This window comes from Microbacterium sp. zg-Y1090 (assembly GCF_030246945.1).
GTDB lineage: Bacteria > Actinomycetota > Actinomycetes > Actinomycetales > Microbacteriaceae > Microbacterium > Microbacterium wangruii.
This window is the reverse complement of sequence record NZ_CP126742.1, coordinates 1,524,400-1,550,956: the sequence shown is the minus strand read 5'-3', so window position 1 is coordinate 1,550,956 and position 26,557 is coordinate 1,524,400. Positions and strand designations below refer to the sequence as shown.

The 26,557-nt window shown below is 70.8% G+C and carries 22 protein-coding genes; 19 read left to right on the top strand and 3 right to left on the bottom strand.

Annotated elements, in window-relative coordinates:
• Nucleotides 1–23 precede the first annotated feature (23 nt).
• The 3 genes from secD (at nucleotide 24) to QNO26_RS07300 (ending at nucleotide 5,048) form a co-directional block, all read left to right on the top strand.
• The gene (secD, locus tag QNO26_RS07310; RefSeq protein ID WP_257530958.1) at nucleotides 24–1,751 is read left to right on the top strand and encodes a protein translocase subunit SecD; all 1,728 of its coding nucleotides are present in this window, start codon (nucleotides 24–26) and stop codon (nucleotides 1,749–1,751) included.
• The gene (gene secF, locus QNO26_RS07305; RefSeq protein WP_257530960.1) at nucleotides 1,751–2,740 is read left to right on the top strand and encodes a protein translocase subunit SecF; all 990 of its coding nucleotides are present in this window, start codon (nucleotides 1,751–1,753) and stop codon (nucleotides 2,738–2,740) included. The genes secD and secF overlap by 1 nt, the downstream gene beginning before the upstream one ends.
• Before the next feature lie 61 nt (nucleotides 2,741–2,801).
• Nucleotides 2,802–5,048 (top strand): RelA/SpoT family protein, encoded by a 2,247-nt coding sequence (locus QNO26_RS07300; protein ID WP_257530962.1) that lies wholly within the window; start codon nucleotides 2,802–2,804, stop codon nucleotides 5,046–5,048.
• Here the strand turns inward: QNO26_RS07300 and QNO26_RS07295 are convergent.
• The 3 genes from QNO26_RS07295 to QNO26_RS07285 all read right to left on the bottom strand — a co-directional run bounded on the left by QNO26_RS07295 (nucleotide 5,030) and on the right by QNO26_RS07285 (nucleotide 7,951).
• Nucleotides 5,030–5,593 (bottom strand): type IV toxin-antitoxin system AbiEi family antitoxin, encoded by a 564-nt coding sequence (locus tag QNO26_RS07295; protein ID WP_257530964.1) that lies wholly within the window; start codon nucleotides 5,591–5,593, stop codon nucleotides 5,030–5,032. The two genes, QNO26_RS07300 and QNO26_RS07295, sit on opposite strands and share 19 nt — an antisense overlap.
• A gap of 93 nt (nucleotides 5,594–5,686) precedes the next feature.
• Entirely contained in the window at nucleotides 5,687–6,964 is a 1,278-nt protein-coding gene (locus tag QNO26_RS07290; protein ID WP_257531727.1) for a DUF349 domain-containing protein, read from the bottom strand.
• 693 nt (nucleotides 6,965–7,657) lie between these two features.
• Nucleotides 7,658–7,951, bottom strand: coding sequence for a dioxygenase (locus QNO26_RS07285; RefSeq protein ID WP_257530966.1), 294 nt, complete (start codon nucleotides 7,949–7,951; stop codon nucleotides 7,658–7,660).
• A 276-nt stretch (nucleotides 7,952–8,227) separates the two neighbouring features.
• Here QNO26_RS07285 and QNO26_RS07280 point away from each other — a divergent pair, with 276 nt between their 5' ends.
• The 16 genes from QNO26_RS07280 (at nucleotide 8,228) to QNO26_RS07205 (ending at nucleotide 26,433) form a co-directional block, all read left to right on the top strand.
• The gene (locus tag QNO26_RS07280; RefSeq protein WP_257530968.1) at nucleotides 8,228–9,550 is read left to right on the top strand and encodes a replication-associated recombination protein A; all 1,323 of its coding nucleotides are present in this window, start codon (nucleotides 8,228–8,230) and stop codon (nucleotides 9,548–9,550) included.
• 612 nt (nucleotides 9,551–10,162) lie between these two features.
• The gene (rpsD, locus tag QNO26_RS07275; protein ID WP_257530970.1) at nucleotides 10,163–10,792 is read left to right on the top strand and encodes a 30S ribosomal protein S4; all 630 of its coding nucleotides are present in this window, start codon (nucleotides 10,163–10,165) and stop codon (nucleotides 10,790–10,792) included.
• Between the two features lie 123 nt (nucleotides 10,793–10,915).
• A complete protein-coding gene (locus tag QNO26_RS07270) occupies nucleotides 10,916–11,122 on the top strand; it encodes a hypothetical protein (RefSeq protein WP_257530972.1) in 207 nt (68 codons plus the stop codon).
• Between the two features lie 59 nt (nucleotides 11,123–11,181).
• Complete coding sequence (gene alaS, locus QNO26_RS07265; protein WP_257530974.1) at nucleotides 11,182–13,851, top strand: alanine--tRNA ligase; 2,670 nt, start codon at nucleotides 11,182–11,184, stop codon at nucleotides 13,849–13,851.
• Nucleotides 13,848–14,321 (top strand): Holliday junction resolvase RuvX, encoded by a 474-nt coding sequence (gene ruvX, locus QNO26_RS07260; protein ID WP_257530976.1) that lies wholly within the window; start codon nucleotides 13,848–13,850, stop codon nucleotides 14,319–14,321. The genes alaS and ruvX overlap by 4 nt, the downstream gene beginning before the upstream one ends.
• On the top strand, nucleotides 14,321–16,036 hold the full coding sequence (gene mltG, locus QNO26_RS07255) for an endolytic transglycosylase MltG (protein ID WP_257638361.1): 1,716 nt from the start codon (nucleotides 14,321–14,323) through the stop codon (nucleotides 16,034–16,036). Before ruvX ends, mltG begins: the two co-directional genes overlap by 1 nt.
• A 2-nt stretch (nucleotides 16,037–16,038) precedes the next feature.
• Nucleotides 16,039–16,878: a shikimate dehydrogenase family protein gene (locus QNO26_RS07250; RefSeq protein ID WP_257530981.1), complete on the top strand. Its 840-nt coding sequence runs from the start codon at nucleotides 16,039–16,041 to the stop codon at nucleotides 16,876–16,878.
• Nucleotides 16,879–16,882: 4 nt separating this feature from the next.
• Entirely contained in the window at nucleotides 16,883–18,094 is a 1,212-nt protein-coding gene (gene aroC, locus QNO26_RS07245; protein ID WP_257638360.1) for a chorismate synthase, read from the top strand.
• Entirely contained in the window at nucleotides 18,091–18,609 is a 519-nt protein-coding gene (locus tag QNO26_RS07240) for a shikimate kinase (RefSeq protein ID WP_257530985.1), read from the top strand. The genes aroC and QNO26_RS07240 overlap by 4 nt, the downstream gene beginning before the upstream one ends.
• The gene (gene aroB, locus QNO26_RS07235) at nucleotides 18,606–19,697 is read left to right on the top strand and encodes a 3-dehydroquinate synthase (protein ID WP_257530987.1); all 1,092 of its coding nucleotides are present in this window, start codon (nucleotides 18,606–18,608) and stop codon (nucleotides 19,695–19,697) included. Before QNO26_RS07240 ends, aroB begins: the two co-directional genes overlap by 4 nt.
• Entirely contained in the window at nucleotides 19,694–20,266 is a 573-nt protein-coding gene (locus QNO26_RS07230) for a GNAT family N-acetyltransferase (RefSeq protein WP_257530989.1), read from the top strand. The genes aroB and QNO26_RS07230 overlap by 4 nt, the downstream gene beginning before the upstream one ends.
• Before the next feature lie 9 nt (nucleotides 20,267–20,275).
• A complete protein-coding gene (gene aroQ / locus QNO26_RS07225) occupies nucleotides 20,276–20,734 on the top strand; it encodes a type II 3-dehydroquinate dehydratase (RefSeq protein WP_257530991.1) in 459 nt (152 codons plus the stop codon).
• Between the two features lie 88 nt (nucleotides 20,735–20,822).
• The gene (efp, locus tag QNO26_RS07220; protein WP_257530993.1) at nucleotides 20,823–21,383 is read left to right on the top strand and encodes an elongation factor P; all 561 of its coding nucleotides are present in this window, start codon (nucleotides 20,823–20,825) and stop codon (nucleotides 21,381–21,383) included.
• 12 nt (nucleotides 21,384–21,395) lie between these two features.
• Complete coding sequence (gene nusB / locus QNO26_RS07215) at nucleotides 21,396–21,806, top strand: transcription antitermination factor NusB (RefSeq protein WP_257530995.1); 411 nt, start codon at nucleotides 21,396–21,398, stop codon at nucleotides 21,804–21,806.
• A gap of 40 nt (nucleotides 21,807–21,846) precedes the next feature.
• Nucleotides 21,847–24,798: a DEAD/DEAH box helicase gene (locus tag QNO26_RS07210; RefSeq protein WP_257530997.1), complete on the top strand. Its 2,952-nt coding sequence runs from the start codon at nucleotides 21,847–21,849 to the stop codon at nucleotides 24,796–24,798.
• Nucleotides 24,799–24,876: 78 nt separating this feature from the next.
• Nucleotides 24,877–26,433: a Rieske 2Fe-2S domain-containing protein gene (locus QNO26_RS07205; protein ID WP_257530999.1), complete on the top strand. Its 1,557-nt coding sequence runs from the start codon at nucleotides 24,877–24,879 to the stop codon at nucleotides 26,431–26,433.
• The last annotated feature ends 124 nt before the right edge of the window (nucleotides 26,434–26,557 follow it).

Sequence of the window (26,557 nt, the reverse complement as noted above, 5' to 3'; positions counted from 1 at the left end):
GTGCCCGAGAAAGCTGACCACACGTGGCCACTCCCACTCCCGTCCGTCATGCCTGGCGCGCCCTGACCGGTCTGCTGGTCATCACCGCCGTGCTGTTCGGCATCAACGCCCTCGGCGTGTACGTCTTCGGTAAGAGCTCCTGGGTTCCCGAGCTCGCGCTCGACCTCCAGGGCGGTACGCAGATCATCCTCGAGGCCCAGACCGAGGACGGTGCCAACCCGAGCACCGAGCAGATGGATCAGGCGGTCACGATCATCCGCCAGCGCGTCGACGCCTCGGGTGTCGGCGAGGCCGACGTCACCACCGAGGGCGGCCGCAACGTCGTCGTGCAGATCCCCGGCGAGGCCGACGAGGCCACCCGCGAGCGCATCGAGGCCTCGGCGCAGCTGCAGCTGCGCGCCGTGCTGGCCACAGGCGCCCCCGCGAACACGTTCGTCGGCGAGGACGGCAACGCCACGCCGTACCCCGAGCCCGACCCGTCGCTGCAGGCCACTCCGTCAACCGAGCCCACCAGTGGCAGTGACCTGGCGTGGATCACCCCGGCGCTCGAGGCGGCGTACCTGGCGTACGACTGCGCGAACCCCGAGAACGACCCGGCGTCCGCACCCGCCGACCAGCCCTTGATCACCTGCGACCCGTCGGGAAGCGTCAAGTACATCCTCGGACCGGTGGAGCTCGACGGCTCGTCGATCGCCGACGCCAGCCACGGCATCGTGCAGCAGAACGGCCAGTGGGCCGTCAACCTCGTCTTCGACGATCAGGGCACCCGCGAGTTCGGTGAGATCAGCCAGCGGCTGTACGGCCAGAGCCCGCCGTTGAACCAGTTCGCGTTCATCCTCGACGGCTACGTCCTGTCGGCCCCCTCGATGAACGCGGTGATCCTCGACGGCAAGCCGCAGATCACCGGCAGCTTCACGCAGGAGACGGCCCAGGTCCTTGCCGACCAGCTCAAGTACGGCGCGCTGCCGCTGAGCTTCGAGGTGCAGAGCTCGAGCACGATCTCCGCGACCCTCGGCTCCCAGCAGCTGCAGATCGGACTGATCGCCGGCCTCATCGGCCTGCTGCTGGTGGCGCTCTACTCGGTCGCCGTCTACCGCGCGCTCGGGTTCATCATCATCGCGTCGCTGCTGGTGATGGGCGTGCTCACCTACATCGCGCTGTGCATCCTCGCGTGGCGCATGGGCTTCCGCCTGTCGCTCGCCGGTGTCGCGGGCGTCATCGTGTCGATCGGCTTCACCGCCGACTCGTTCATCGTCTACTTCGAACGCATCCGCGATGAACTGCGAGACGGGAAGACCATCACCGGCGCCGTCGAGGACGGCTGGGCGCGAGCCAAGCGCACGATCTACATCTCCAAGTCGATCAACGTGCTCGCCGCCGTCGTGCTGTACATCCTCGCCGACGCCACCGTGAAGGGCTTCGCGTTCACGCTGGGACTCACGACCGTCATCGACGTGGTGATCTTCATCCTGTTCACGCACCCGACGCTGCAGCTGCTGGCACGCACGCGGTTCTTCGGCTCGGGGCACCCGCTTTCGGGTCTGGATCCGGCTGCCCTCGGCGCCGTCTACCGGGGCCGCGCGCAGTTCCGCGCGCCGATCGTGCCTGCCAAGAGCGGCGCCGGCAAGCGCGCAGCGCGGGCCAAGGGTGAAGCCGAACGACGGCAGACCATCGCCGAACGCAAACAAGCCGAGCTGGCTGCGTCGCGTCACGGCGGCGATACCGGCCGCACCAAGGAGGGGGACAGCTGATGGGCGCCATGAGCAACTTCGGCAACGACCTCTACACCGGCAAGCTCTCGCTGCCGTTCATCCCGAAGCGGCGGCTGTGGTTCATCATCGCCGCGGCGCTGGTGATCGGCGCGGCCCTCGTGCCGCTGTTCCGCCCCGTGCAGTTCTCGATCGAGTTCACCGGCGGCTCGCAGTTCACCGTGTCGAACGTGGCCGAGACCGACCAGGCACTCGCAACGGAGGCCGTGCAGTCGGTCGTGCCCGGTGCGACGACGAAGGTCACCACCGTCGGCGGCGAAGCGATCCGTGTGCAGACCGACCAGATGTCGGATGCCGAGACCCGCGCCGTCACCGCGGCTCTGGCCGATGTGTACGGCGTCGACCAGGCCGAGGTCACCTCGTCGTTCATCGGACCGAGCTGGGGTGCGGACGTCACCCGGCAGTCCCTCTGGGGCCTGGCGATCTTCCTCGCCCTGACCTTCCTGATCCTCGCGCTGTACTTCCGCACCTGGAAGATGTCGGTCGCCGCGATCATCGGACTCGTCGACGTGCTCATCATCACGGTCGGTATCTACGCGCTGTTCGGATTCGAGATCTCGCCGGCTGCGGTGATCGGATTCCTCACGATCCTCTCGTACGCCCTATACGACACGACGGTGGTGTTCGACAAGATCAGGGAGAACACCACGGAAGACGGGGAGAACTCCGGGCGGCTGTTCGGCGAGTCGGTGAACCTCGCCGTCAACCAGACGCTGGTGCGCTCGATCAACACGACGATCGTCGCCATCCTCCCGACGGGCGCGATCCTCTTCATCGGAGCGCTGTGGCTCGGTGCGCAGACCCTCACCGACATCTCGCTGTCGATCTTCGTCGGCACGATCGTCGCGGCATACTCCACCGTGTTCGTCGCCGCTCCGCTCTACTCGCTGATGCGCGAGAACGAGCCGGCGATCAAGGCCCGCGATGAGCGGGTGCGCGCCTCCCGAGAACTCGCCCTGACCGGGGCCTGAATCGGCGGCGCGCCCCGTCGCGGGCGTAGAATCTAAAGGTCCGAGAGGCGGAGGTGATGAGATGAGCGAAACGGTACCCGCCGCCCAGACCTCGTCGCTGCGCCGCCTCGTTCCGCGCATCTTCTCCCGCGCTGCCCGGCGCGAGGATCTCGACCATCTGCTGCGGACGGTGCGCACCCACCACCCCAAGGGCGACCTCGCGATCATCGAGCGGGCGTACGCCACGGCCGACCGCGCCCACGCCGGGCAGAAGCGCCGCAGCGGCGAGCCGTACATCACGCATCCGCTGGCCGTGGCGCAGATCCTCGCCGACCTGGGCCTCGGTCCGCGCGCGATCGCCGCGGCGCTGCTGCACGACACGGTCGAGGACACCGACTATCGCCTCGACCAGCTGAGCGCCGACTTCGGCGACGAGGTCGCGATGCTCGTCGACGGCGTCACGAAGCTCGACAAGGTCAAGTACGGCGACGCTGCGCAGGCGGAGACCGTCCGCAAGATGATCGTCGCGATGTCCCGCGACATCCGCGTGCTGCTGATCAAACTCGCCGACCGCCTGCACAACGCGCGCACCTGGGGCTTCGTGCCCCCTGAGAAGGCCGCCAAGAAGGCCACCGAGACCCTCGAGATCTACGCGCCGCTGGCTCATCGTCTCGGCATCCAGGCCGTGAAGTCCGAGCTCGAGGACCTCTCCTTCGCTGTGCTGCACCCGAAGCTCTACGCCGAGATCGACAGCCTCGTCAAGCAGCGCACCCCGCAGCGGGAGCAGTACGTGCAGTCGGTGATCGACGCCGTCGAGTCCGATCTGCGCGAGCTGCGCATCCGCGGGCGCGTCATGGGCCGCCCGAAGCAGCTGTACTCCGTCTACCAGAAGATGGTCGTGCGCGGCCGCGAGTTCGACGACATCTACGACCTCATCGGCATCCGGGTGCTCGTGAACACGGTGCGCGACTGCTACGCGGTGCTGGGCGCCCTCCACGCGCGCTGGACTCCGCTGCCCGGCCGGTTCAAGGACTACATCGCGACCCCGAAGTTCAACCTCTACCAGTCGCTGCACACGACCGTCATCGGTCCGGGCGGGCGAACGGTGGAGATCCAGATCCGCACCAACGAGATGCACCAGCAGGCCGAGTACGGCGTCGCGGCGCACTGGAAGTACAAGGAGCGGATGGCCGGGGGCAAGCCGGACTCCAAGTCGCTGGATGCCGATATGGCCTGGCTCGCCCACATCTCCGACTGGCAGGCCGAGACCGCCGACCCGGGGGAGTTCCTCGAGTCGCTGCGCTTCGAGATCGGCGCCAAGGAGGTCTACGTCTTCACGCCCAAGGGGCGCGTCATCGGCCTTCCCGCCGGGGCGACACCGGTGGACTTCGCTTACGCGGTGCACACCGAGGTCGGCCACCGCACCATGGGGGCGAAGGTCAACGGCCGGCTCGTGCCCCTGGAGTCGGAGCTCAAGAGCGGTGACGTCGTCGAGGTGTTCACCTCGAAGAATCCGGATGCCGGCCCCAGCCAGGACTGGCTGAGCTTCGTCAAGAGCACGCGTGCCCGCAGCAAGATCCGCGGCTGGTTCACCAAGGAGCGCCGCGAGGAGGCCATCGAGCAGGGCAAGGAGGCCATCGCCCGCGCGATGCGCCGTCAGAACCTGCCGCTGCAGCGCCTCATGAGTCAGGACTCCTTCTCGGAGGTCGCCCACCAGCTGCGCTACGAGGACGTCTCCGCGCTGTACGCCGCCGTCGGCGAGGGGCACGTCTCGACGCAGTCGGTGATCGAGAAGGTCTCGGCCATCGTCAGCGCCGTCGACACCGCCACCGGGCCGATCACCCTTCCGCAGGTGGGCCGGTCGCGCCAGCCGCGCAACGGCGATTCCGGCATCCTGGTGCGGGGAGCTCCCGACATCCTGGTGAAACTCGCCAAGTGCTGCACCCCGGTGCCCGGTGACGAGATCGTCGGCTTCGTCACGCGGGGCAGCGGCGTGTCCGTGCACAGGTCGGACTGCACCAACGTGCAGTCGCTGATGAAGGACCGGGAACGCCTCATCGACGTCGAGTGGGCGCCGACCAGCAAGAGCGTCTTCCTGGTCCACATCCAGGTGGAGGCGCTCGACCGCTCCGGACTGCTCAGCGACGTCACGCGCGTGCTCAGCGAGCACCACGTGAACATCCTCTCCGCGAGCGTGTCGACCACCAACGACCGCCTGGCGATCAGCCGATTCGTCTTCGAGATGGGCGACACCGTGCACCTGGACCGCGTGCTCAACGCAGTACGGCGCATCGACGCGGTGTACGACGTCTACCGCGTCACCTCCTGATCCGGTGCGGCCACCTCGAGGCCGGTGAGGAACGTGGCCGCCGCGCGCTTGTCGTGCACGGGCCCCGCCCCTGCCAGCCACGCCAGCGCCGCCGCCCGCAGCGCGGGGGAGGCCGCCGCCCACCCCGCCGCGGCTGCGCGATCGGCCGGGTCCCGCGATCGCGCGAGGTCGGCGAGGGTGCGCGACGGGGTGGTGACGGCGACGCCGCAGATGATCACGACGTCGTCGGGCGCCAGGCGCACGTCGCTGTAGCGCACGCGGGCGTTCATGACCGACGCCAGGCGGCGCGGCGACCGTCGCTGCACGACGTGGCGCGGGGGCGGCCGATCGACAGCGCCGTGCACCCAGGCGGCGGACAGATGGGTGGCGGCGAAGGCTGCAGGCACGAGCGGGGCGAGCGACCCTGCGCGCAGGTCGCAGGTCTCGACGGCGTCGGCCGGCATGAAGCCCTCACCGATTTCGACCACATGACCGTCCAGCCGCGCGGCGGCGAGTTCGGCCGCTGAGAGCGGGCCGCCGGGGAAGTAGAGGAACGGGGACGTCACGTCGCCATGCTCGCGGATCCGTCGGTCCCGGGGAACGACGAAGGCCCCGACTGTGGACAGTCGGGGCCTTCGTGCGGGCGGAGGAGAAGCCGGTCAGCCTCCGAGGGCCGACAGCCACGCCTTGCGCGCGGCAAGCGCCTCGCTCGCCTCGGCCTCAGCGCGCTTGTCGCCGGCCGCTCTGGCGGCATCCAGCTCTGCCTGCAGCTTGTCGATCGCGTCGTTGAGCTGGCGCGTCATGTCGTTGGCGCGCGCCTTGGTCTCGGGGTTGTTGCGCTTCCAGTCGGTCTGCTCCCGCGTGTGCAGCGCCTGCTCGATGCGACGCAGGTCGTCGTCGAGGGCACGCTCGGCTTCGCGCGGGAAGATGCGCCCGATCTCGTCCCAGCGACGCTGGATGGCCGTGAGCAGCTGACGCGCCTTGGCGATGTCCTTCTCGTCGTTGACGGCGGCCGCCTCGACCAGCAGGGCGCGACGGGCGTCGATCTTCTCCTTGGAGGCTTCGGTGTCGGCCTGCTCGCGCTCTGCGCGGGCACCGTACAGCGCGTCGCCGGCGGCCTTGAACCGCGCCCACAGCGCGTCGTCGACCTTCTTGCCGGCGCGGCCCGAGGTCTTCCACTCGTCGAGCAGATCCCGGTAGGCGGCGATGCCGTCCTCACCGCGGGGAGCGAGGGCCTCCGCGCGCTCCACGAGCCGCGTCTTGCGGTCACGCGCGGTCTTGTGCGTCTCGTCCAGGCTGGCGTAGAACTCGCGCCGGTGCTTGTCGACCGTGGCACGCGCGTCGCGGAATCGCTTCCACAGCTGCTGCGCCGTGGACTTCGGCAGGCGCGGCCCGTTCTGCTGGTGTGCCTGCCACTGGTCGAACAGCGACGTCATGTCGGCGGTGGCCTGCTTCCACTGCACCGACTTCGGGTCGCGTGCGGCCATCGCCTCGGCCCGCTCGACCAGGGAGGTGCGGTGGGCGACGGCCTGCTCGACGGCTTCGCGAGCCGCTGCGCTCTCGGTGGCGGAGGCGGCGACGAGCTCGGCGTCGAGGGCCTCGACGCGCGCGTTGAGGGAGGCGAGGTCGCCGACGGCCATCGCGTCGGTGAGCTTCTCGCGCACGAGGGCTGCGGCTGCGCGCAGGTCGGATGCGCTGGCTCCACCGCGGCGGTGACGCACCTCGAGCAGGGTGACCTCGCTGGCGAGGTCGCCGAACTTCCGCTCGAAGTAGGCCAGAGCCTCAGCGGGAGTGCCGTCGGGGTACTGGCCGACCACGCGCCAGCCGTCGCCCTCGCGCACCGAAACGGTGCCGTCGTCGTCGACACGGCCCCACGACTCGGTCGGCGCGGAGGCCGGGATGATCGGCTTCACGGCAGCGCGGGGTGCACGCGGCATCGGTGCGCGGGGGCCGGGAGCAGGGGCGGGGGCGGGGGCGGCGCTCGGAGCGGGGGACGCCTCGGCTGCCGGCGCGACGTCGGCGGCGGCGGTCGTCGCGGGCTCGGCCTCGGTTGCGGCTTCCGCAGCGGCGGGCTCAGCGTCGGCGGCGGCGGGCTCGGCGTCGGCCTCGGCCTCGGCGTCCGCAGGTGCGGCCTCGGCGTCCGCAGGTGCGGGCTCGGCGTCCGCAGCGGGCTCGGCGTCCGCAGATGCGGGCTCGGCGTCCGCAGATGCGGCCTCGGCGTCCGCAGATGCGGCCTCGGCGTCCGCAGATGCGGCCTCGGCGTCCGCAGCGGGCTCAGCGTCGGCAGCGGCGGGCTCGGCGTCCGCAGCGGGTGCAGCCGTCGAGGGTTCGACGTCGTCCGCGGCGGTGGGTTCGCCGTCCGTCGCGGGCGCATCGCTTGCGGCGGGCTCGACGGCGGCGGCATCCTGCTCGGTCGTCGACTCGCTCGTGGCGGGCTCGACCGCCTCGGCCGGGGCGCCCGAAGCGGTGGGCTGTGCGTCCTGTTCCACGACGGCGGCGCCCTCGGGCGCGTCGGTGTCAGGCTTGTCAGGGGTGGGCTCTGCTGCGGCGTTCACGGAATAGTCCTCGTCGCGGCTTGCGCCGCCTTCGCTGGTGGTCGGCTCACAGCCTAGTACGGCAGGTGGCCCGGGTCAGGGGGTGGTGGTCGGCTCGGGTGTGGGTGCGGGTGTCTCTGGGCCCGGGGTGGGGGCCGGTGACGTGGGCGTGGGGGTGGGCTCCGGTTCGGGTGCGCCGGGGCCGGAGGTGAAGTACACCACCTGGCCGCCGATGGCCGCGAGGATGAGTGCGCCGCCGGCGATCGCGGCGATCAGGTTGTCGCGGGTGCGGCGCTGCGCGCGGGAGCGGTAGTACTCCTGACGTGCGTTGTAGACCCGCGCACGCTCGCGCGCGACGCGGTCATCGCGACCCTTCGCCCCAGCTGCCACGGAACCTCCTGCCGATCCCGGGTGTCCGGGCTGATTCGAGCCTACGGGGCGTCGGAAGCCCGCCGCAAAACGCCGCGCGGCGCAGGGGAGCAGCCTACGGCCGGAACGAGGCGGCCGTTGCGCGGCCGGTGACGGCCGATGGGCGTGCACAATGCCGCCGATCCGGGCCTCCAGCGTCCCCGAACCCCCGGCGGGGCAGTGTGCGCCGGGCCGAGGCGACGTTGTGCACGGGGGCACCGCGGCTCCGGCGTCCCCCGCCGCGATTAGCCTGGGACAGTGACCTCCTCCGCCGCGCTCTTCCAGGGCCAGACGCCGCTTCCCGTGCGCATGCGGCCGGTCTCCTTGGACGAAGTGGCCGGTCAGCGTCACCTGCTGCGTCCCGGATCGCCTCTGGTGGCCCTGGCATCCACCGAGACGCGCGGCGCCGCCGCGACCTCGGTGATCCTGTGGGGGCCGCCCGGCACCGGCAAGACCACCCTCGCGCAGGCGGTCGCCCGCTCCTCGGGGCGGCGGTTCGTCGAGCTGTCCGCTGTGACGGCAGGCGTGAAGGACGTGCGGGAGGTGATGCAGGAGGCGCTCAACCAGCGCGACATGTACGGCCAGTCGACGATCCTGTTCCTCGACGAGATCCACCGCTTCACCAAGGCACAGCAGGACGCGCTGCTGCCGGGCGTCGAGAACGGCTGGGTCGTGCTCATCGCGGCGACCACCGAGAACCCGTCGTTCTCCGTGATCTCACCCCTGCTGTCCCGCTCGCTGCTGCTGACGCTTCAGCCGCTCACCGATGAAGACCTCGGGATGCTGGTCGACCGCGCCGTGACCGATGCGCGGGGGCTCGCCGACGCCGTGCGCCTCGACGACGACGCCCGCGCCGCGATCATCCGTCTCGCCTCGGGCGACGCCCGCCGTGCGCTGACCGCACTCGAGGCTGCAGCCTCCATGGCCGACACCGACGGCGATGAGACGCCGGTGATCACGGCCGACCTCGTGGCGCAGGCCGTCGACCGTGCGCTGCTGCGCTACGACCGTCAGGGCGACGAGCACTACGACGTCATCAGCGCGTTCATCAAGTCGATCCGCGGGTCCGACGTGGATGCCGCGATGCACTACCTCGCCCGCATGATCGAGGCGGGGGAGGACCCGCGTTTCATCGCCCGCCGGCTCGTGATCTCCGCGGCCGAGGACATCGGCCTCGCCGATCCCCAAGCGTTGACGATCGCCGTCGCGGCGGCCGACGCCGTGGCCTTCATCGGGATGCCGGAGGGACGCATCCCGCTCGCGGAGGCGACGGCGTACCTGGCCACCACGGCGAAGTCGAACGCCGCCTACAACGCGATCAACGCTGCTATCGCCGACGTCCGCGCCGGAGGATTCGGTCGCGTGCCGATGCACCTGCGGGACGCTCACTATCCGGGTGCCAAGCGCCTCGGGCACGGCAAGGGGTACGTCTATCCGCACGACCTCGACGTGGGGGTCGCGACGCAGCAGTACCTGCCCGACGAGCTGCGTGGGCGCCGCTACTACGAGCCGACCGCGCGCGGTCACGAACGCGACATCGCCGCGCGCGTGGAGAAGATCCGCAAGATCCTCGGCGAGTGACCCGCTGCGGAATCCGTGCCCGCGGCATCCGTGTCGCGCGGCGTCCGTGCCTGCGGCGTCCGTGCCGCGGCATCCGTGCCTGCGGCGTCCGTGCCTGCGGTCGCCCGACCCGCACCACGGCCCGCTCGAGTGTCGCTTCCGGCGGGCGCGGGGCATCCGAACCCTGCGCGCGTGACACCGGAGCCGCACCCCGAGCCGCTCCGGTGTCTCGTTCGGTGGGTGGCACCCGCGGGGACTGTGCGGAAGCGACACTCGAGCGGCGCGAGGCCGCCTGGCCGCGGAGCCGCGCTGTGGCCGCGCCGCTCCGCTCCGGTGTCACGTTCGGTGGGTGCCGGCCGCGGGGACTGTGCGGAAGCGACACTCGAGCAGCGCCGGGCAGCGCGAGCAGCGCGGGCAGCGCGGGATGCCGCGGGGCGAGGGTGGGTCCAGGACTCAGGCGGCGGGCAGAGGGGATCTGTTAGGCTTGATCGGCTCGAAACCCAGTTTTCGGGCATCCACTCTTCTCTTCACCACCTTCCGGCATGCCCCGGCGTGCAGTCCGGACAGGGCGAGGAGAGGCGATACGTCCGTGAGCCGCGAAAGTCGCGGCCACGTCATCGGAAGGAATACTTCGTGGCAACGAAGTCCCAGGACCGCCGCAAGGTCCGTCTGTCGCGCGCCCTCGGCGTCGCACTGACCCCGAAGGCCGCCCGCTACCTCGAGAAGCGTCCCTACGCTCCCGGCGAGCACGGCCGCACCAAGCGCAAGCAGGACAGTGACTACGCCGTCCGTCTGCGTGAGAAGCAGCGTCTGCGCGAGCAGTACGGCATCCGCGAGAAGCAGATGCGCAACACGTTCAACGAGGCCCGCCGCAAGGACGGCCTGACGGGTGAGAACCTCGTCGAGCTGCTCGAGATGCGTCTGGATGCCCTCGTCGTGCGTGCCGGCTTCGCCCGCACCACCGCACAGGCCCGCCAGCTCGTCGTGCACCGCCACATCCTGGTCGACGGCCAGCCTGTGGACCGCCCGTCGTTCCGCGTGAAGCCGGGTCAGCTCATCCACGTCAAGCCCAAGAGCGAGGGCCTGGAGCCCTTCCAGGTCGCAGCCGCCGGCGGTCACGCCGAGGTGCTGCCCCCGGTTCCGGGCTACCTGGAGGTCGAGCTCGACAAGCTGCAGGCACGCCTCGTGCGTCGCCCGAAGCGTGCCGAGGTGCCCGTCACCTGTGACGTGCAGCTCGTTGTGGAGTACTACGCCGCGCGCTGACCCCCGGTCAGGCCGCGAAGGTCGCCAGTGGAGGGCGTCGGGGCAACCCGGCGCCCTTCGGTGTTTGCACCTAACATTGAACCGCGCCGCTTCTGCGGCGCATCAGATCGAGGATGTGGTGATGTGAAGAAGTTCGTGTGGTTCGTCATGGGGATCGCCGGTGGCTTCATCCTTGCCCACCTGGTCGACAAGGACCCGCGCGGCCACGAAGTGCTCGCCGACCTCGACGCCCGCATCACGGAGTTCACCGATCGCATGGGCGACGCCTATCGCGAGCAGGAAGCGCGCCTGTCCGAGGTCGTCGCTGCTGTGACTCCCTCCGACGACTGATCCGCCCCACCCGTCCGGCCCGTCACACGGTGCTGGACCATGCCTTCGAGGACACCCGAATGAAGACCGCTGAGATCGCCCAGCGCTACCTCGACTACTTCGAGAAGAACGACCACGTCATCGTGCCGTCGGCCTCGCTGGTCAGCCCCGACCCGTCGGTGATGTTCACCATCGCCGGCATGGTTCCGTTCATCCCGTATCTCAACGGCACCGTGCCGGCGCCGTACAAGCGCGCGGCCGACGTGCAGAAGTGCATCCGCACCAACGACATCGAAGAGGTGGGCAAGACCGCCCGCCACGGCACGTTCTTCCAGATGCTGGGCAACTGGTCGTTCGGCGACTACTTCAAGGAAGGCGCGATCGGCTACGCCTGGGAGCTGCTGACGAAGCCCGAGACCGATGGTGGCATGGGCTTCGCCGAGCGCGACCTGTGGGTCACCGTCTACGAGGACGACGACGAGGCCGCGATGCTGTGGCAGAAAGTCGCCGGCCTTCCGGCCGAGCGCATCCAGCGCCTCGGCCGCGAAGACAACTACTGGACCACCGGTCAGCCCGGCCCGGCCGGCCCCTGCTCGGAGATCTACTTCGACCGCGGGCCCGCGTACGGCCGCGACGGCGGCCCCGTCGTGGACGACAGCCGCTTCACCGAGATCTGGAACCTCGTGTTCATGCAGGACGCGATCACGAACGTCCGCTCGAAGGTGGATTTCGACATCGTCGGGAGCCTCCCCAACAAGAACATCGACACCGGCATGGGGCTGGAGCGCGTCGCGTTCATCAAGCAGGGCGTCGAGAACATGTACGAGACCGACCAGGTGCGTCCCGTGCTCGACCGCGCCGTCGAACTGAGCGGCCGCCGCTACGGCGCCGTGCACGAGGACGACGTGCGCTTCCGCATCGTCGCCGATCACGTGCGCTCCTCGCTCATGCTCCTCTCCGACGGCGTGACGCCGTCCAACGAGGGCCGCGGCTACATCCTGCGCCGCCTCATGCGCCGCTCCATCCGCTCGATGCGCCTGCTCGGGGTGGACGCCCCGACCTTCCCTGAGCTGTTCGCGGCGTCCCGCGACGCGATGAAGGCGGCTTACCCCGAGGTCGAGACGGACTACAGCCGCATCTCGGCCTACGCCGTCGCCGAGGAGGAGACGTTCCTGCGCACCCTCGCGTCGGGTTCGACGATCCTCGACATGGCCGTCGAGCAGACGAAGGATGCCGGGAAGAACAGCATCGCGGGCTCCGAGGCGTTCCTCCTGCACGACACCTACGGCTTCCCGATCGACCTCACGCTCGAGATCGCCCAGGAGGCGGGACTCGACGTCGACCGCGCCGGGTTCGACGCGCTCATGCAGGAGCAGCGCACCCGTGCGAAGGCCGACGCCAAGTCGCGCAAGCGCGCGCTCGCGGACAACAGCGTGTACAGCGCGTTCCGGGCCGCGGGCGAGACGGTGTTCACCGGCTACTCCGACCTCGAGACCGAGTCTCGGGTGCTCGGCGTCATCGTGGACGGCGTGTCGACCGATCGGGCGACCGTCGGCCAGACCGCCGAGGTGATCCTGGGCGAGACCACCCTCTACGCCGAGTCCGGCGGGCAGGTCGCCGACAAGGGCATCATCGTCGGCCCGGGCTACGAGCTCGACGTGCTCGATGTGCAGCGCCCGGTGGCCGGACTCATCAGCCACACCGTCAAGGTGCGCACCGGCGAGGTCGGGGTCGGGCAGCCGGCGACGACGGTCGTGGATGCCGCGAACCGTCGCGCCGCCCGCCAGGCGCACTCCGCCACCCACCTCGTGCACGCCGCCCTGCGCGACACCCTGGGAAAGACCGCCACGCAGGCGGGTTCGCTGAACCGCGCCGGCTATCTGCGGTTCGACTTCACCTGGGGCCAGGCGCTCTCCGCTGAGACCCGCAGCGAGATCGAGGAGATCGCGAACAACGCGGTGCGGGACAACCTCGAGGTGACGACGCGCGTGCTGCCGCTGGACGAGGCCAAGGCGCTCGGCGCTCAGGCCCTGTTCGGCGAGAAGTACGGCGACGTCGTGCGCATGGTCGACATCGGCGGCCCCTGGTCTCGCGAGCTCTGCGGCGGTACCCACGTGTCTTCCAGCGCCGAGGTCGGCCTGGTCAACCTCGTGGGCGAGTCGTCTGTGGGTGCGTCGAACCGCCGCGTCGAGGCCCTCGTGGGCATGGACGCCTTCCGCGAGCTCGCCGCCGAACGCGCCATCGTGTCGCAGCTGACCTCCACGCTGAAGACGCCGCGCGATCAGCTGACGACCCGTATCACGGAGCTCGCTGCGAACCTCAAGGCTGCGGAGAAGAAGATCGCGCAGTTCGAGGCGCGCGCGCTCGGGGAGCGGCTGCCGCAGCTGGTCGACTCGGCCCGGCGCATCGGCCGCTTCCAGGTCGTGGCGCAGTCTCTGGGCACCGCCGGTTCCGCCGACGATGTGCGCTCGCTCGCCCTGCAGGTGCGCGACCGGCTCGGGGCGGATGCCGCGGCGGTCGTGGCGCTGGGTGCCGACGTCGGCGGTCGTGCCGTCGTCATCGTCGCGGCCAACGACACCGCCCGCACCGCAGGTGCGAAGGCCGGCGTGCTCGCCAAATCGGCTGCTGCCGCCCTCGGCGGCGGTGGCGGCGGACGCGACGACGTCGCCCAGGGCGGCGGGACGGATGCCGCGGCGATGCCGGCCGCGTTCGACGCGATCACCTCGGCCTTGGAGTCGCAGGCCGCGTGAGCGGGTTCCGACGGGGCGTCCGCATCGGCGTCGACGTGGGCAAGGCGCGCGTCGGCGTCGCCTCGTGCGATCCCGATGGCATGCTGGCCACGCCGGTCGAGACGGTGCCGCGCAACGAGCAGGCGGTGGCGCGGGTGCGCGAGATCGCGGCGGAGTACAACGCGATGGAGCTGCTCGTGGGCCTGCCGTTGAACATGCGCGGCGAGGACACCGCCTCGACGGCGGACGCGCGTGCGTTCGCCGCAGCCCTCGCCGAAGCCGGCGACCCCCCGGTACGGCTGGTGGACGAGCGGCTCAGCACGGTCTCGGCGCATGCTGCTTTGAGACAAAGCGGGCGCTCACAGCGAGATTCTCGTAGCATTGTCGATCAGGTCGCCGCCGTGGTTCTGCTGCAGCATGCACTCGATGTCGAGAAGAGCACCGGTCGGCCGCCTGGAAACCCGTCGCCCCCGGCCCAGGAGCCCGCCTGATGCCCGCACCCTCGTCACCGTTCGACGATCCGTTCGCCGACCTGTTCGGCAAGCTCCCCGACCCCCGTGGGCGCGCCGGCGTCGCGCGTGCACCGGAGGGAACCGCCCCGGGAGGGGCCACCGCAGCCCACGTCGAAGACGAGGGCGAGGACACCGCCACGGCAGGCGAGAGCGCTCCCGAGGCGACATCACCGTCGCCATCGTCGGCGCCCGAGACCGAGCCCGCGCCCCCCGGTCGCCCGCTGTCGCGGCGAGAAGCGCGTCGGGCAGCCGCGGCAGCCGCGCGATCGCAGGCGTCCGCTCCGCCGGATGAGACTCCGCACCCGCGCCCCGCCTCGGCATCCGTCGCGTCCGAGTCGTCTCCCTCGGCAACCGAGTCGTCGCCCTCGGCAGCCGTCGGGTCGGTGTCGTCCCGAGTGGCATCCGAATCGGCGCCCGCGGCGTCCGAGTCGGCTCCGGCAGGGTCTGAGCCTGCCGCGAGCGGCCCTGCACCCCGCGACGGCGAGGCCGCACGCCCGGCAGCGCCCGTTCCGGCGGCTCGCCCCGCCGCCACCGCGACGCTCGATGCGCTGTTCACCGGAGAGGTCTCGACCGATCAGGTCGGCGCACCACCGCCCCCGCCGGACCGCCGCAGGCGCCGGGTCGGCGCCTGGGTCGCCCTGGCCGTGGTGCTCGCCCTCGTCGGCGGCATCGGTGTCGGCGTCGCCTGGGTGTGGAACACGTACGAACAGCCCATCCGCGCCTTCATGGGCTGGGAGGAGCCGAAGGACTACGAAGAGGGCGAGGCCACCGGCGAAGCCCTCGTGACGATCCTCTCCGGCGACACGGGCGGCCCGATCTCGCAGGCGCTGTTCGACGCCGGCGTCACGAAGACCCCCGACGCGTTCTACGACTACCTCATCGACACCCGCCAGAACCCGCCCTTCCAGCCGGGCGTGTACCTGCTGCAGCAGAAGATGACCTCCGCCGCCGCCCTCGACGCGCTGCTCGACCCGGCCAAGAAGCAGTCCAACACCGCGCAGCTGCGCGAAGGACTGACCGTCGAGCAGTCCCTGCCGCTGCTGGCCGAGGGTCTGGCTCTGCCCGTCGAGGAGTTCGAGGCGGCGGTGGCCAACCCCGCCGACTACGGCGTCGCCGCCGACACCCTCGAAGGGTGGCTGTTCCCGGCGACCTACACGTTCGACCCCGGCGTCACCGCGACCGATGTCGTCCGCACCCTGGTGGACCGCACCGTGCAGTCGCTCGACGCCGCCGGGGTGCCGGGTGAGCGTCGCGAGGAGATCCTCACCATCGCGTCGATCATCCAGCGCGAGGCGCGGTTCGAGGACGACTTCTACAAGGTGTCCCGCGTCATCCAGAACCGCCTGGCGCCGGACAACAACGAGACCAACGGTCTGCTGCAGATGGACTCCACCGCCCAATACGGCTATCAGGAGATGCACGACGGCACCGTCAGCTCGTCCCGCGAGGCCCTCGAAGACGACAACCCGTGGAACACCTACCGTCATCCGGGACTGCCCGTCGGACCCATCGCCAACCCCGGCGATCTCGCGATCGACGCGGCGATGCACCCCGCGGAGGGCCCGTGGATGTACTTCGTCACCGTGAACCTCGACACCGGCGAGACGATCTTCACCAACACCGGCGCCGAACACGAGCAGGCGGTCAAGCAGTGGCAGCAGTGGTGCGCTGACAACCCCGACTCGGGCTGCTGACGGTGGGGGAGGGCACCGCCCTGGAGGTCTGGGGCGATCCGGTCGCGCACAGCAGATCGCCGCAGCTGCACGCCGCGGCGTATCGCGTGCTGGGGCTGCCGTGGTCGTACGGGCGGCGCCGCGTCGACGAAGCGGGCTTCGCGGCGGCCCTCGCCGACGCGCGGTCGGCCGGCCTGCGCGGGCTGTCGCTGACGATGCCCCTGAAGGGCGCCGCCTACGCTGCCGCCGCGACCCACGATGACCGTGCCGCGGCGACAGGGGCGGTCAACACGCTGCTGCTCACCGGCGACAAACCCCGCGGCGTGAACACCGACGTGGGCGGCATCGTGCGCGCCTTGCGCGAGGCCGGAATCGACACGCCCGGACGGGCGCGCATCGTGGGGGCGGGCGCGACAGCCACCTCCGCCCTCGTCGCCCTCGCGGAGCTCGGCGCCGAGCACGTCGCCGTCGCCGCCCGGCGGCCGGCTGCGGTCGAACCGCTGAAGACCCTCGGCGATCGACTGGGCATCGCCGTGCAGGCCGAGCCGCTGTCCGACGAGCCGTATGCCACGGCGCCGGTGACGGTCGCCACGCTCCCGGGCGACGCGACGGTGGCGGCTTCCACCGTCGACGCCCTCGCCGGTGCGGGCGGCCTGCTCATGGACGTCGTCTACGGCCACTGGCCGACCGCGCTCTCGCAGGCGTGGGAGCGCGCGGGACACCCCGCGGTCTCCGGAGAGGGGATGCTGCTGCACCAGGCGCTGCTGCAGGTGCGCGTCTTCGTCGGCGGCGACGCCGACGCGGCGCTCCCCGACGAGACCGAGGTGCTGGCCGCGATGCGGCGGGCGCTCGTGGGAGGATAGGCGAATGCTCCGCGTGCTCACAGCCGGCGAATCGCACGGCCCAGAACTCGTCGCCATCATGGAGGGCCTGCCCGCAGGCGTCCCCGTCTCGCGCGACGCGATCCAAGCCGATCTGGCCCGACGCAAGCTCGGCTACGGTCGCGGCTCCCGCATGAAGTTCGAGCGGGACGAGTTGGCCATCTCGGCCGGCGTCCGCCACGGCACGAGCCTCGGCAGCCCGATCGCGTTGCGTATCGGCAACACCGAGTGGCCCAAGTGGGTCGAGGTGATGAGCCCGGAGCCGGTCGAGATCACGGACAAGTCCCGCGGCCGCAGCGCGCCCCTCACCCGGCCCCGCCCCGGCCACGCCGATCTCGTCGGCATGCAGAAGTACGACTTCGACGAGGCCCGCCCGATCCTCGAGCGCGCCAGCGCCCGGGAAACCGCCGCGCGGGTGGCATTGGGAGCGGTCGCACGCTCGTTCCTCGGCGAACTCGGCATCCGGCTGGTCAGTCACACGCTGTCGATCGGTCCCGTGCGGGTTCCGGACGGCTCTCCGCTGCCCGGCCCCGACGACGTCGACCTGCTCGACGCCGACCCGCTGCGCTGCTTCGACCCGGCCACGAGTGCTGCGATGGTCGCCGAGGTCGACGACGCGCGCAAGGACGGCGACACCCTCGGCGGCATCGTGGAGGTGCTCGCCTACGGTGTGCCGCCCGGGCTCGGCTCGCACGTGCAGTGGGACCGCCGGCTGGACGCGAAGCTGGCCCAGGCGCTCATGAGCATCCAGGCCATCAAGGGGGTCGAGGTCGGCGACGGCTTCGAGACCACGCGTCGTCGCGGCTCCGCCGCGCACGACGAGCTGTTCGCGACCGACGCCGGCATCACGCGCGCCAGCGACCGCGCCGGCGGCACCGAGGGCGGCATGTCCACGGGCACGGTGCTGCGGGTTCGGGCGGGCATGAAGCCCATCGCCACCGTGCCGCACGCGCTGCGCACCGTCGACGTCACCACCGGTGACACCGCCTCGGCCCACCACCAGCGCTCGGACGTGTGCGCGGTGCCTGCGGCAGGCGTGGTCGCCGAGGCGATGACCGCCCTCGTGCTCGCCGAGGTGGTTCTGGAGAAGTTCGGCGGCGACAGCGTGGGGGAGACCCGGCGCAACCTGCAGTCGTACCTGGCAGCCATCCCCGAGTCCCTGCGCACGACGACGGCCAGCGACTCCGCGCTGGCATGACCGCACTCGTGCTGATCGGCCCCATGGGGGCCGGCAAGACGAGTATCGGCCGCCGCGTGGCGAAGTCGCTCGGCGTGCCTTTCACAGACACCGACGCGGCGATCGTGCGCGAGCACGGCCCGATCGAGCGCATCTTCGCCGAGCACGGCGAGGCACACTTCCGCAGCCTGGAGCGCGACGCCGTGCTCGCGGCGCTCGAGAACGGAGGCGTGGTCGCCCTCGGCGGTGGTGCCGTGCTCGAGCCCGTCACCCGTGTCGCCCTGCTCGAGCACCGCGTCGTGCTGCTCACCGTCGGCGGCGACACCATCGCCTCCCGGCTGCGCGCGACCACCCGTCCGCTGCTGCAGGGGGAGGATCCCGTCGCCCGCTGGCACGCGATCTACGAGTCGCGCCGGCCGCTGTACGAGCAGACCGCCGACGTCGTCTTCGACACCTCCGCCGGCCCGCTGCGCGACGTCGTCGACGCCGTGGCGCGCTGGGCGGACACCACCGCTGCAACCGAGGAGCACGCATGACCGAAGACACCACGACCATCTCGGTGACCGGGGCGGACCCCTACGACATCGTCGTCGGTCGCGGCATCCTCTCGCGCCTGCCCGAACTCATCCCGGCCGAGACGCGGAAGCTCCTCGTCGTGCACCCGCCCACTCTGCGCGACGCGGCCGAGGCGCTGCGGCTGTCGCTCAGCGATGCGCTCGGTGCAGGACGGCAGGTGCTGCTGGCCGAGATCCCCGATGCCGAGGCGGGCAAACGCATCGAGGTCGCGGCCTTCTGCTGGCAGGTCATGGGTCAGGCCGATTTCACCCGCACCGACGTCGTCATCGGCTTCGGCGGGGGCGCCGTCACCGATGTGGCCGGCTTCGTCGCCGCCACGTGGCTGCGCGGCGTGAAGGTCGTGCTGGTCCCGACGACCGTGCTCGGCATGGTCGACGCCGCCGTCGGCGGCAAGACCGGCGTCAACACCGCCGAGGGCAAGAACCTGGTGGGCGCCTTCTGGGCGCCGCACGCCGTGCTGTGCGACCTCGAGATGCTCGACTCCCTGGGCGCGAACGAGCGCATCGCGGGCTACGCCGAGGTCGTCAAGGCCGGCTTCATCTGGGCGCCGGAGATCCTCGACCTCATCGAAGCCGATCCTGTCGCGGTCGTCGATCCGGCATCCGCGTCGTTCCGACGCACGATGGAGCTCGCGATCGACATGAAGGCACGGGTGGTCAGCGAGGACTTCCGCGAAGCGGGCCTGCGGGAGATCCTCAACTACGGCCACACCCTCGGGCATGCCATCGAGCACGCCGAGCGCTACCAGTGGCGCCATGGAGCGGCCGTGTCGGTGGGCATGATGTTCGCCGCCGAGCTGTCCCGGCTCGCGGGACGGCTGCCGGATGCCGCCGCGCAGCGGCACCGCGACATCCTCCAGACCCTCGGCCTGCCGCTGAGCTACCGGCCCGGCGCGTGGCCGCAGCTGCTGGCGACGATGCAGCGCGACAAGAAGACCCGCGGTGGCATGCTGCGCTTCATCGTGCTGGACGACATCGGCCGTCCGACCGTGCTGCAGGCGCCCGACGAGTCGCTGCTGTTCGCGGCGTACCAGGAACTCTCCGAGTGAACGGCGTCGCCGTGCGTCGTGTCCGTGAGGACGAGTGGCGCCGCGTGCGGCAGCTGCGCATCGAGGCGGTGAGCGACCCGGATGCCGGGATCGCGTTCCTCTCGACGCCCGACCAGGAGCGGGCGCACGACGACGCGTTCTGGCGGCAGCGCTGCGTGGACAGCGCCGTGGGCGACGGCGCGGCCCAGTTCATCGCCGAGAGTGACGATGAGTGGATCGGCACGGTCACGGTGCTTGTGTATCCCCTCGGCGCGCCCGACGACATGGGGCGGACGGTCTGGACCACCCGCGCGCACGTGGTCGGCGTCTACGTGCGCGCCGACCATCGCGGCTCAGGGGTCATCGACGTGCTGCTCGACGCCGCCGCGGACTGGGCCGCCTCGCGGGGACTGCCCCGACTCACCCTGGATGTGCACGCCCGCAACGCCCGCGCCCAGGCCACGTACCGGCGCAACGGATTCGTGCCGACGGGGGAGACGCTCACCTCCGCCATCGGCGAGGAGCTCGTGATGGCGCGCTCTCTGACACCGCGCGACTCGGCGGCACCTGGTGCTCCTGGCCGCCGATAGGGTTTGAGGGTGAGCACGCCCCGACGCCTCCTGCTGGTCAACGGCCCGAACCTCAACCTGCTCGGCGTCCGCGAGCCCGAGATCTACGGCACCGACACTCTGGCCGACGTCGAACGCATCGTCGCCGACGCGGCCGCCGCTCGGGGCTTCGAGGTGCGCGCCGTGCAGAGCAACCACGAGGGCGCGCTCATCGACGCCGTCCACGCGGCCCGCGAGGACTGCGCCGGCATCATCATCAACGCCGGCGGCTACACGCACACCTCGGTGGCGCTGCGCGACGCGCTGACGGGCGTGGGGCTCCCGGTCGCCGAGGTGCACATCTCCGACGTGCACACGCGCGAGCCCTTCCGGCAGCACTCGTACATCGCGGACATCGCCGCGGTGCACGTGGCTGGTGAGGGGGTCGCCGGCTACGCCCGGGCGACCGCCCTGCTGGTGGACATCGTCACCGGTCGCGCCGACGGCTGAGACGGCTGACGGCGGCATCCCGTAGAATCGAACGCCGGGCCCGCGTGCGGCGCCCGACTCCCTCACACGAAACGGACTCCCTTCTCCCATGGCATCCACCGCAGACATCAAGAACGGCGTCGTCCTCAGCATCGACGGCCAGCTTTGGAACGTCATCGAGTTCCAGCATGTCAAGCCGGGCAAGGGAGGCGCCTTCGTGCGCACCAAGCTCAAGAACGTCGTCTCCGGCAAGACGGTCGACCGCACGTACAACGCGGGCGCGAAGATCGAGATCGAGAACGTCGATCGCCGCGACTTCACCTACCTGTACAACGACGGCGACAGCTACGTGTTCATGGACGTGGCGGACTACGACCAGCTGAGCGTTCCCGCCACGGTCGTGGGAGACGCCAAGAACTTCCTGCTCGAGAACCAGCAGGTCCAGATCGCGATGAACAACGGCAACCCGCTGTACATCGAGCTTCCCGCGTCGGTGGTGCTCGAGATCACCTACACCGAGCCGGGCCTGCAGGGTGACCGCTCGTCGGCGGGCACCAAGTCCGCCACGCTCGAGACGGGCTACGAGATCCAGGTCCCGCTGTTCGTCGAGCAGGGCACGAAGGTCAAGGTCGACACCCGCACGGGCGACTACCTCGGCCGCGTCAACTGACGCCGTCGACCGATGAGTGCCCGCAGCAAGGCGCGCAAGCGCGCCCTCGACATCCTGTATCAGTCCGACGTGCGCGGTGACGACCTCGGGGTGACCCTGGCGGCCGAGGCCAAGCGGGCGGCCAGCGAGCCGTCCCGTGAGACGTCGTGGCTCTACGCCCGAGAGATCGTCGACGGCGTCATCGACAATCGCAGCGAGATCGACGAGCAGATCACCAGCGTCGCGAAGGACTGGTCGCTCGCCCGGATGCCGGCGGTCGACAGGGCGATCCTGCGCGTCGGGGTGTGGGAGATCCTGCACAACGACGAGGTCCCCACCGCCGTCGCGATCGATGAGGCCGTGGAGCTGGCCAAGGAGTTCTCCACCGACGACTCCGCGTCGTTCGTGCACGGCGTGCTCGGGCGCATCGCCCGCTCCACCTGAGCGCCCAGCCGGTGTCGCCCGCGCGACCAGAATGGGTGGGGTGAGCACTCCCGACTCCGCCGACTGGCGCGCGCTGCTGGCTGCGCCGCCGTCGGCGGTGGACCCGCGCGGTCTCGCGCTGGGCATGGAGCTGCGCCGGCGCACCCGCCGAGACGGATCGGCGTGGGGGCCGACGAGGTTCGAGACGGCGACCGCGGGTGGACTCGATCCCTCCGCCGAGTTCGCCCTGGGCCTGCGTCCGCTGGTGCGCAGCACCCGCAGCGACGCGTGGATCAAGGGATCGGTGTCGTGGGATGCGCTGCGCCGCCCGGGCACCCCCTACGACCGTGACCAGGCCCGCTGGTTCGTCGAGCTGTACAGCATCGTCCGCGATGCGCGCACGCTCGGGACCATGCCGGATGCTTCGGAGTGGCTTCTGCTGGACGACGTCGAATCCCATCTGCTGTGGCCTCACCTCGCCGCCATGGCGAACCTCGGCATCCCCTTGCGGCCGACCAAGCCCGCCCACCGCGTGCAGCAGGCGCGCGAGGCCGCGGTGACGCTGCGGGCGGTGCGCCGGGGCGCCGACCTCGCCCTCGAGGCGCAGGTCGTGATCGACGCGGCGGCAGCGGATGCCGGCATGACGCGGCCGATCGGTCACATCGGCGTGTACCGCTTCGCCCTCGACGGCGACGTCGTCGCGCTGACCTTCGGGGCCGCGACGCTGACCGATCCGCTGCCCGCGATGCTGCGGGCGCGCCGGCCCGTGGTGGTGCCGGCGGGGGATGCCGACGAGTTCGTGCGCGAGCATCTGCCCGCCCTCACCCGGCGCACCACGGTCGAGCTGGGCCCCGGGGTGCCGCGGCCCGCGATCGTCCCGCCGCACCTGGAGGTCGCCGCCCGCTTCTCGCCGGGGGACCGGGTGGAGGTGGCGATGACGTGGCGGCACCCGGGCGTGCCGCCCGCGCCCTACGACGCGGTGCCCCCCGCCGGGTGCGACGGGGCTTTCGAGGACGACGTGCGCGGCCGTGTCGCGGCGGCCTGGCAGAACGCGACGGCGCTGCCGTTCACCGCCGACGGCCGCTTCATCGGCGCCGACGCGGCGGAGTTCTCCGACGCGGTGCTGCCTGCCCTGACGGCACTCGCGGACGTGCGCACCGTCGTCACCGGTCCCCGTCGCGCCTACCGGGAGCTCACCGGCGACCCGCAGATCACCGTCACCACGGTCGAGACCGACGATCCGGACTGGTTCGACCTCGGCGTGCTCGTGACGATCGACGGCCGGCGCATCCCGCTCGCGCCGCTGCTGCGCGCGCTCACCCTGCGCCGGCACCGCATGCTGCTCAGCGACGGCGACCATTTCTCGCTCGCGCACCCCGCGCTGGACCGGCTGCGCGAACTGATCGACGAGGCCGGCGCGTTGGACGAATGGGAGACGGGGCCGCGCCTCAGCCGCTACCAGACGACGCTCTGGGCGGACTTCGAGGACCTCGCCGATCAGGCCGAGCCGGCCGTGACGTGGCGGGCGGCCGTGGCGGCGCTCCGCGGCACCTCCGCGGTGCCGGCCACGCCGCCGCCGGCGGGACTGCAGGCAGCGCTGCGTCCCTACCAGCAGACCGGCTACGACTGGCTGACGTTCCTCTGGAGGCATCGACTGGGCGGCATCCTGGCCGACGACATGGGCCTCGGCAAGACGCTGCAGACCCTCGCTCTCATCGCCCACGCCCGTGAGGCGGGGGAGCGCCGGCCGTTCCTCGTCGTCGCACCGACCTCGGTGCTGGCCACATGGCGCAGCGAATCCGAGCACTTCACCCCTCACCTCACGGTGCAGACGATCGCCGCCACGGCCCGCACCCGCGCGGAGACGATCGCGGACGTCGCCGCCGAGGCCGACGTCGTCGTCACCTCCTATGCGCTGCTGCGCCTGGACGGTGCGCAGTATGCCGCGGTGCGCTGGGCGGGGCTCATCCTCGACGAGGCGCAGTTCGTGAAGAACCCCGCCACCCGCGTGCACCGTGCCGCGCGTGACCTCGACGCCGACGTCACGTTCGCCATCACCGGCACGCCGCTGGAGAACAGCCTCACGGACCTGCACGCGCTGCTGTCGCTGACGGCGCCGGGGCTGTTCCCATCGGCGGCCCGGTTCCGCGTGGAGTACGTGCTGCCCATCGAAGGAGGCAAGACACCGGAGAACGCGGAGGGCGGACCCTCCCGCGCGGTGCGCCTGCAGCGCCTGCGCCGCCGCATCCGCCCCTTCGTGCTGCGGCGCACGAAGGACCTCGTCGCAGGCGACCTGCCCGCCCGCCAGGAGCAGGACCTGCAGGTGCGTCTCGGGGACGGGCATCGCGAGCTCTACGACACCGTGCTGCAGCGGGAGCGACAGAAGGTGCTGGGACTGCTCACCGACCTCGACCGCAACCGGTTCATCGTCTTCCGCTCCCTGACGCTGCTGCGGATGCTGAGTCTCGCACCCGCCCTCATCGACGGCCGCCACGCCCGGCTGGGCTCCGCCAAGCTCGACGCGCTCGTCGAGCATGTGAGCGAGTTGGCCACAGAAGGGCACCGTGCGCTCGTCTTCAGCCAGTTCACGTCCTTCCTGCAGCTGGCTGCCCGGCGCCTGGACGCCGCCGGCATCCCGTACGTGTGGCTCGACGGGTCCACCCGGCGCCGCGAAGAGGTCGTCGCCCGCTTCCGCGACGGCGACGCGCCGGTTTTCCTGATCAGCCTGAAAGCGGGTGGATTCGGGCTCACCCTCGTCGAGGCCGACTACGTGTTCCTGCTCGACCCGTGGTGGAACCCCGCCGCCGAGGCCCAGGCCGTGGACCGCACGCATCGCATCGGGCAGACACGCCCGGTCAACGTGTACCGACTGATCGCCGAGGACACGATCGAACACAAGGTTCGCGCGCTGCAGGAGCGCAAGGCCCGCCTGTTCCACTCCGTGCTCGACGACGGCGATCTGCTCGCCAGCGCGCTCGACGCCGACGACATCCGGAGCCTGTTCGAGGCGTGAGGTTTGACACGGCGAGGCCGCCCGTGGGCTGCGCGAGGGCGACGTAGACTCGGGATCTGTTCGATACGGGAGGAATCCATGCGCATCACGGGGCTCGGCCACGCCGGCATGTTCATCGAGACGGCTGGTGGCAGCATCCTCTGCGATCCGGTGGTGAAATCGTCCTTCTACGGGTCGTGGTTCGTCTTCCCCGACAACCGCGCCCTCGACTGGGAGCGCTTCACCGACGCCGACTTCCTCTACATCTCGCACCGCCACCGCGATCACTTCGACCCGTGGCTGCTGCAGAACCACGTCCGCAAGGACATCGAGGTGCTGCTGCCGGACTATCCGACCGACGACCTCGAGCAGGATCTGCGCAAGCTCGGCTTCGACAACATCACCTACACGCGGGCCGGCGAGGTCATCGAGCGCGGGCCGCTGCGGATGATGATCACCCCGCTGCGGGCTCCCAGCGACGGACCCATCGGCGACTCGAGCCTCTCGGTCGACGATGGCACCGCATCGATCCTCAACCAGAACGACTCGCACCCGCTGGATCTCGAGAAGCTGCTGGACTTCGGCAAGCCCGAGGCGTACTTCACGCAGTTCTCCGGCGCGATCTGGTGGCCGATGGTCTACGACCTGCCGCACGAGGCGAAGGTCAACTTCGCCCACCTCAAGCGCGAGGCCCAGCACAAGCGCGCGATGTTCTACATCGAGCGGGTGGACGCGCCGCACGTGTACCCGATGGCGGGTCCGCCGATGTTCCTGCGGGACGAGCTGTTCCGCTACAACGGGCTCGGCGAGCACGACGACTCGATCTTCACCGACCAGGCGCAGTTCCTCGCCCGGATGAAGCAGGAGGCACCCCAGTACATCGGCCACGTGTTCATCCCCGGAACGGCCGTCACGATCGAAGGCGGTGAGCAGACGGTCGAGCAGACCCTCTACACCGAGGCGGAGATCGAGCGGATGTTCTCCGACAAGTGGGGGTACCTCGAGGAGCAGCGCGCCACCCGGCAGGAGGAGATCCGCGCCGAGGAGGCCTCGCGCGCAGAGGTGATTCCTCCCGCCGAGATGCTCGCCGCGCTGAAGGAGTGGTGGGAGCCGCTGCTGCGCCGCGCCCGCACCATCCGCAACGGCGTCGGAGGCAACGTGCGGTTCCGCATCGGCGACCTCGACATGGTCGTGGACTTCCCGAAGGCGAAGGTGCGCGAGTACGCGGGGGAGGAGTGCCTGTACTGGTACACCATCCCTGCCGACCTCGTCTCGACCAACATCGCCGAGCACGAGATCGACTGGTCGAACTCGATCTTCCTGTCGATGCAGTTCGAGGTCGGCCGCAGCGGCAAGTTCAACGAGTTCCTCACCACGTTCCTCAAGTGCCTGTCGCGTGACCGCATCGAGTACGTGGAGAACTGGTACGCGGAGCAGACCGACGTGACCGAGGAGGTGCAGCTGGACGACTGGGTGATCCAGCGCCGCTGCCCCCACCTGCGCGCAGACCTGTCCAAGACCGGCAAGATCGAGGACGGCGTGCTCACGTGCAGCCTGCACGACTGGAAGTGGGACCTCGCGTCCGGTCGCTGCCTGACATCGCAGGGCCACCCCATCAGCGCGAGCCGCGCCGACGCGTCCGTCACCGTCTCCTGATCCGCGCCTCGCAACGCGAGGTGTCACGCATTCGTCCGTGTACCGAATCGCGCGGCGCGCGCAGGGTAGGATCGGGGGAATACCCAGCAACCTTTAACCCCGTCCCGTGAGGCGGAGAAGGGAG

Bases quoted from the DNA above. Each gene is read 5' to 3' on its own strand.
- secF (WP_257530960.1), top strand. From the start codon at position 1,751: ATGGGCGCCATGAGCAACTTCGGCAACGACCTCTACACCGGCAAGCTC.
- QNO26_RS07300 (WP_257530962.1), top strand. From the start codon at position 2,802: ATGAGCGAAACGGTACCCGCCGCCCAGACCTCGTCGCTGCGCCGCCTC.
- QNO26_RS07290 (WP_257531727.1), bottom strand. From the start codon at position 6,964: ATGCCGCGTGCACCCCGCGCTGCCGTGAAGCCGATCATCCCGGCCTCC.
- alaS (WP_257530974.1), top strand. From the start codon at position 11,182: ATGAAGACCGCTGAGATCGCCCAGCGCTACCTCGACTACTTCGAGAAG.
- mltG (WP_257638361.1), top strand. From the start codon at position 14,321: ATGCCCGCACCCTCGTCACCGTTCGACGATCCGTTCGCCGACCTGTTC.
- aroC (WP_257638360.1), top strand. From the start codon at position 16,883: ATGCTCCGCGTGCTCACAGCCGGCGAATCGCACGGCCCAGAACTCGTC.
- QNO26_RS07240 (WP_257530985.1), top strand. From the start codon at position 18,091: ATGACCGCACTCGTGCTGATCGGCCCCATGGGGGCCGGCAAGACGAGT.
- aroB (WP_257530987.1), top strand. From the start codon at position 18,606: ATGACCGAAGACACCACGACCATCTCGGTGACCGGGGCGGACCCCTAC.
- efp (WP_257530993.1), top strand. From the start codon at position 20,823: ATGGCATCCACCGCAGACATCAAGAACGGCGTCGTCCTCAGCATCGAC.
- nusB (WP_257530995.1), top strand. From the start codon at position 21,396: ATGAGTGCCCGCAGCAAGGCGCGCAAGCGCGCCCTCGACATCCTGTAT.
- QNO26_RS07205 (WP_257530999.1), top strand. From the start codon at position 24,877: ATGCGCATCACGGGGCTCGGCCACGCCGGCATGTTCATCGAGACGGCT.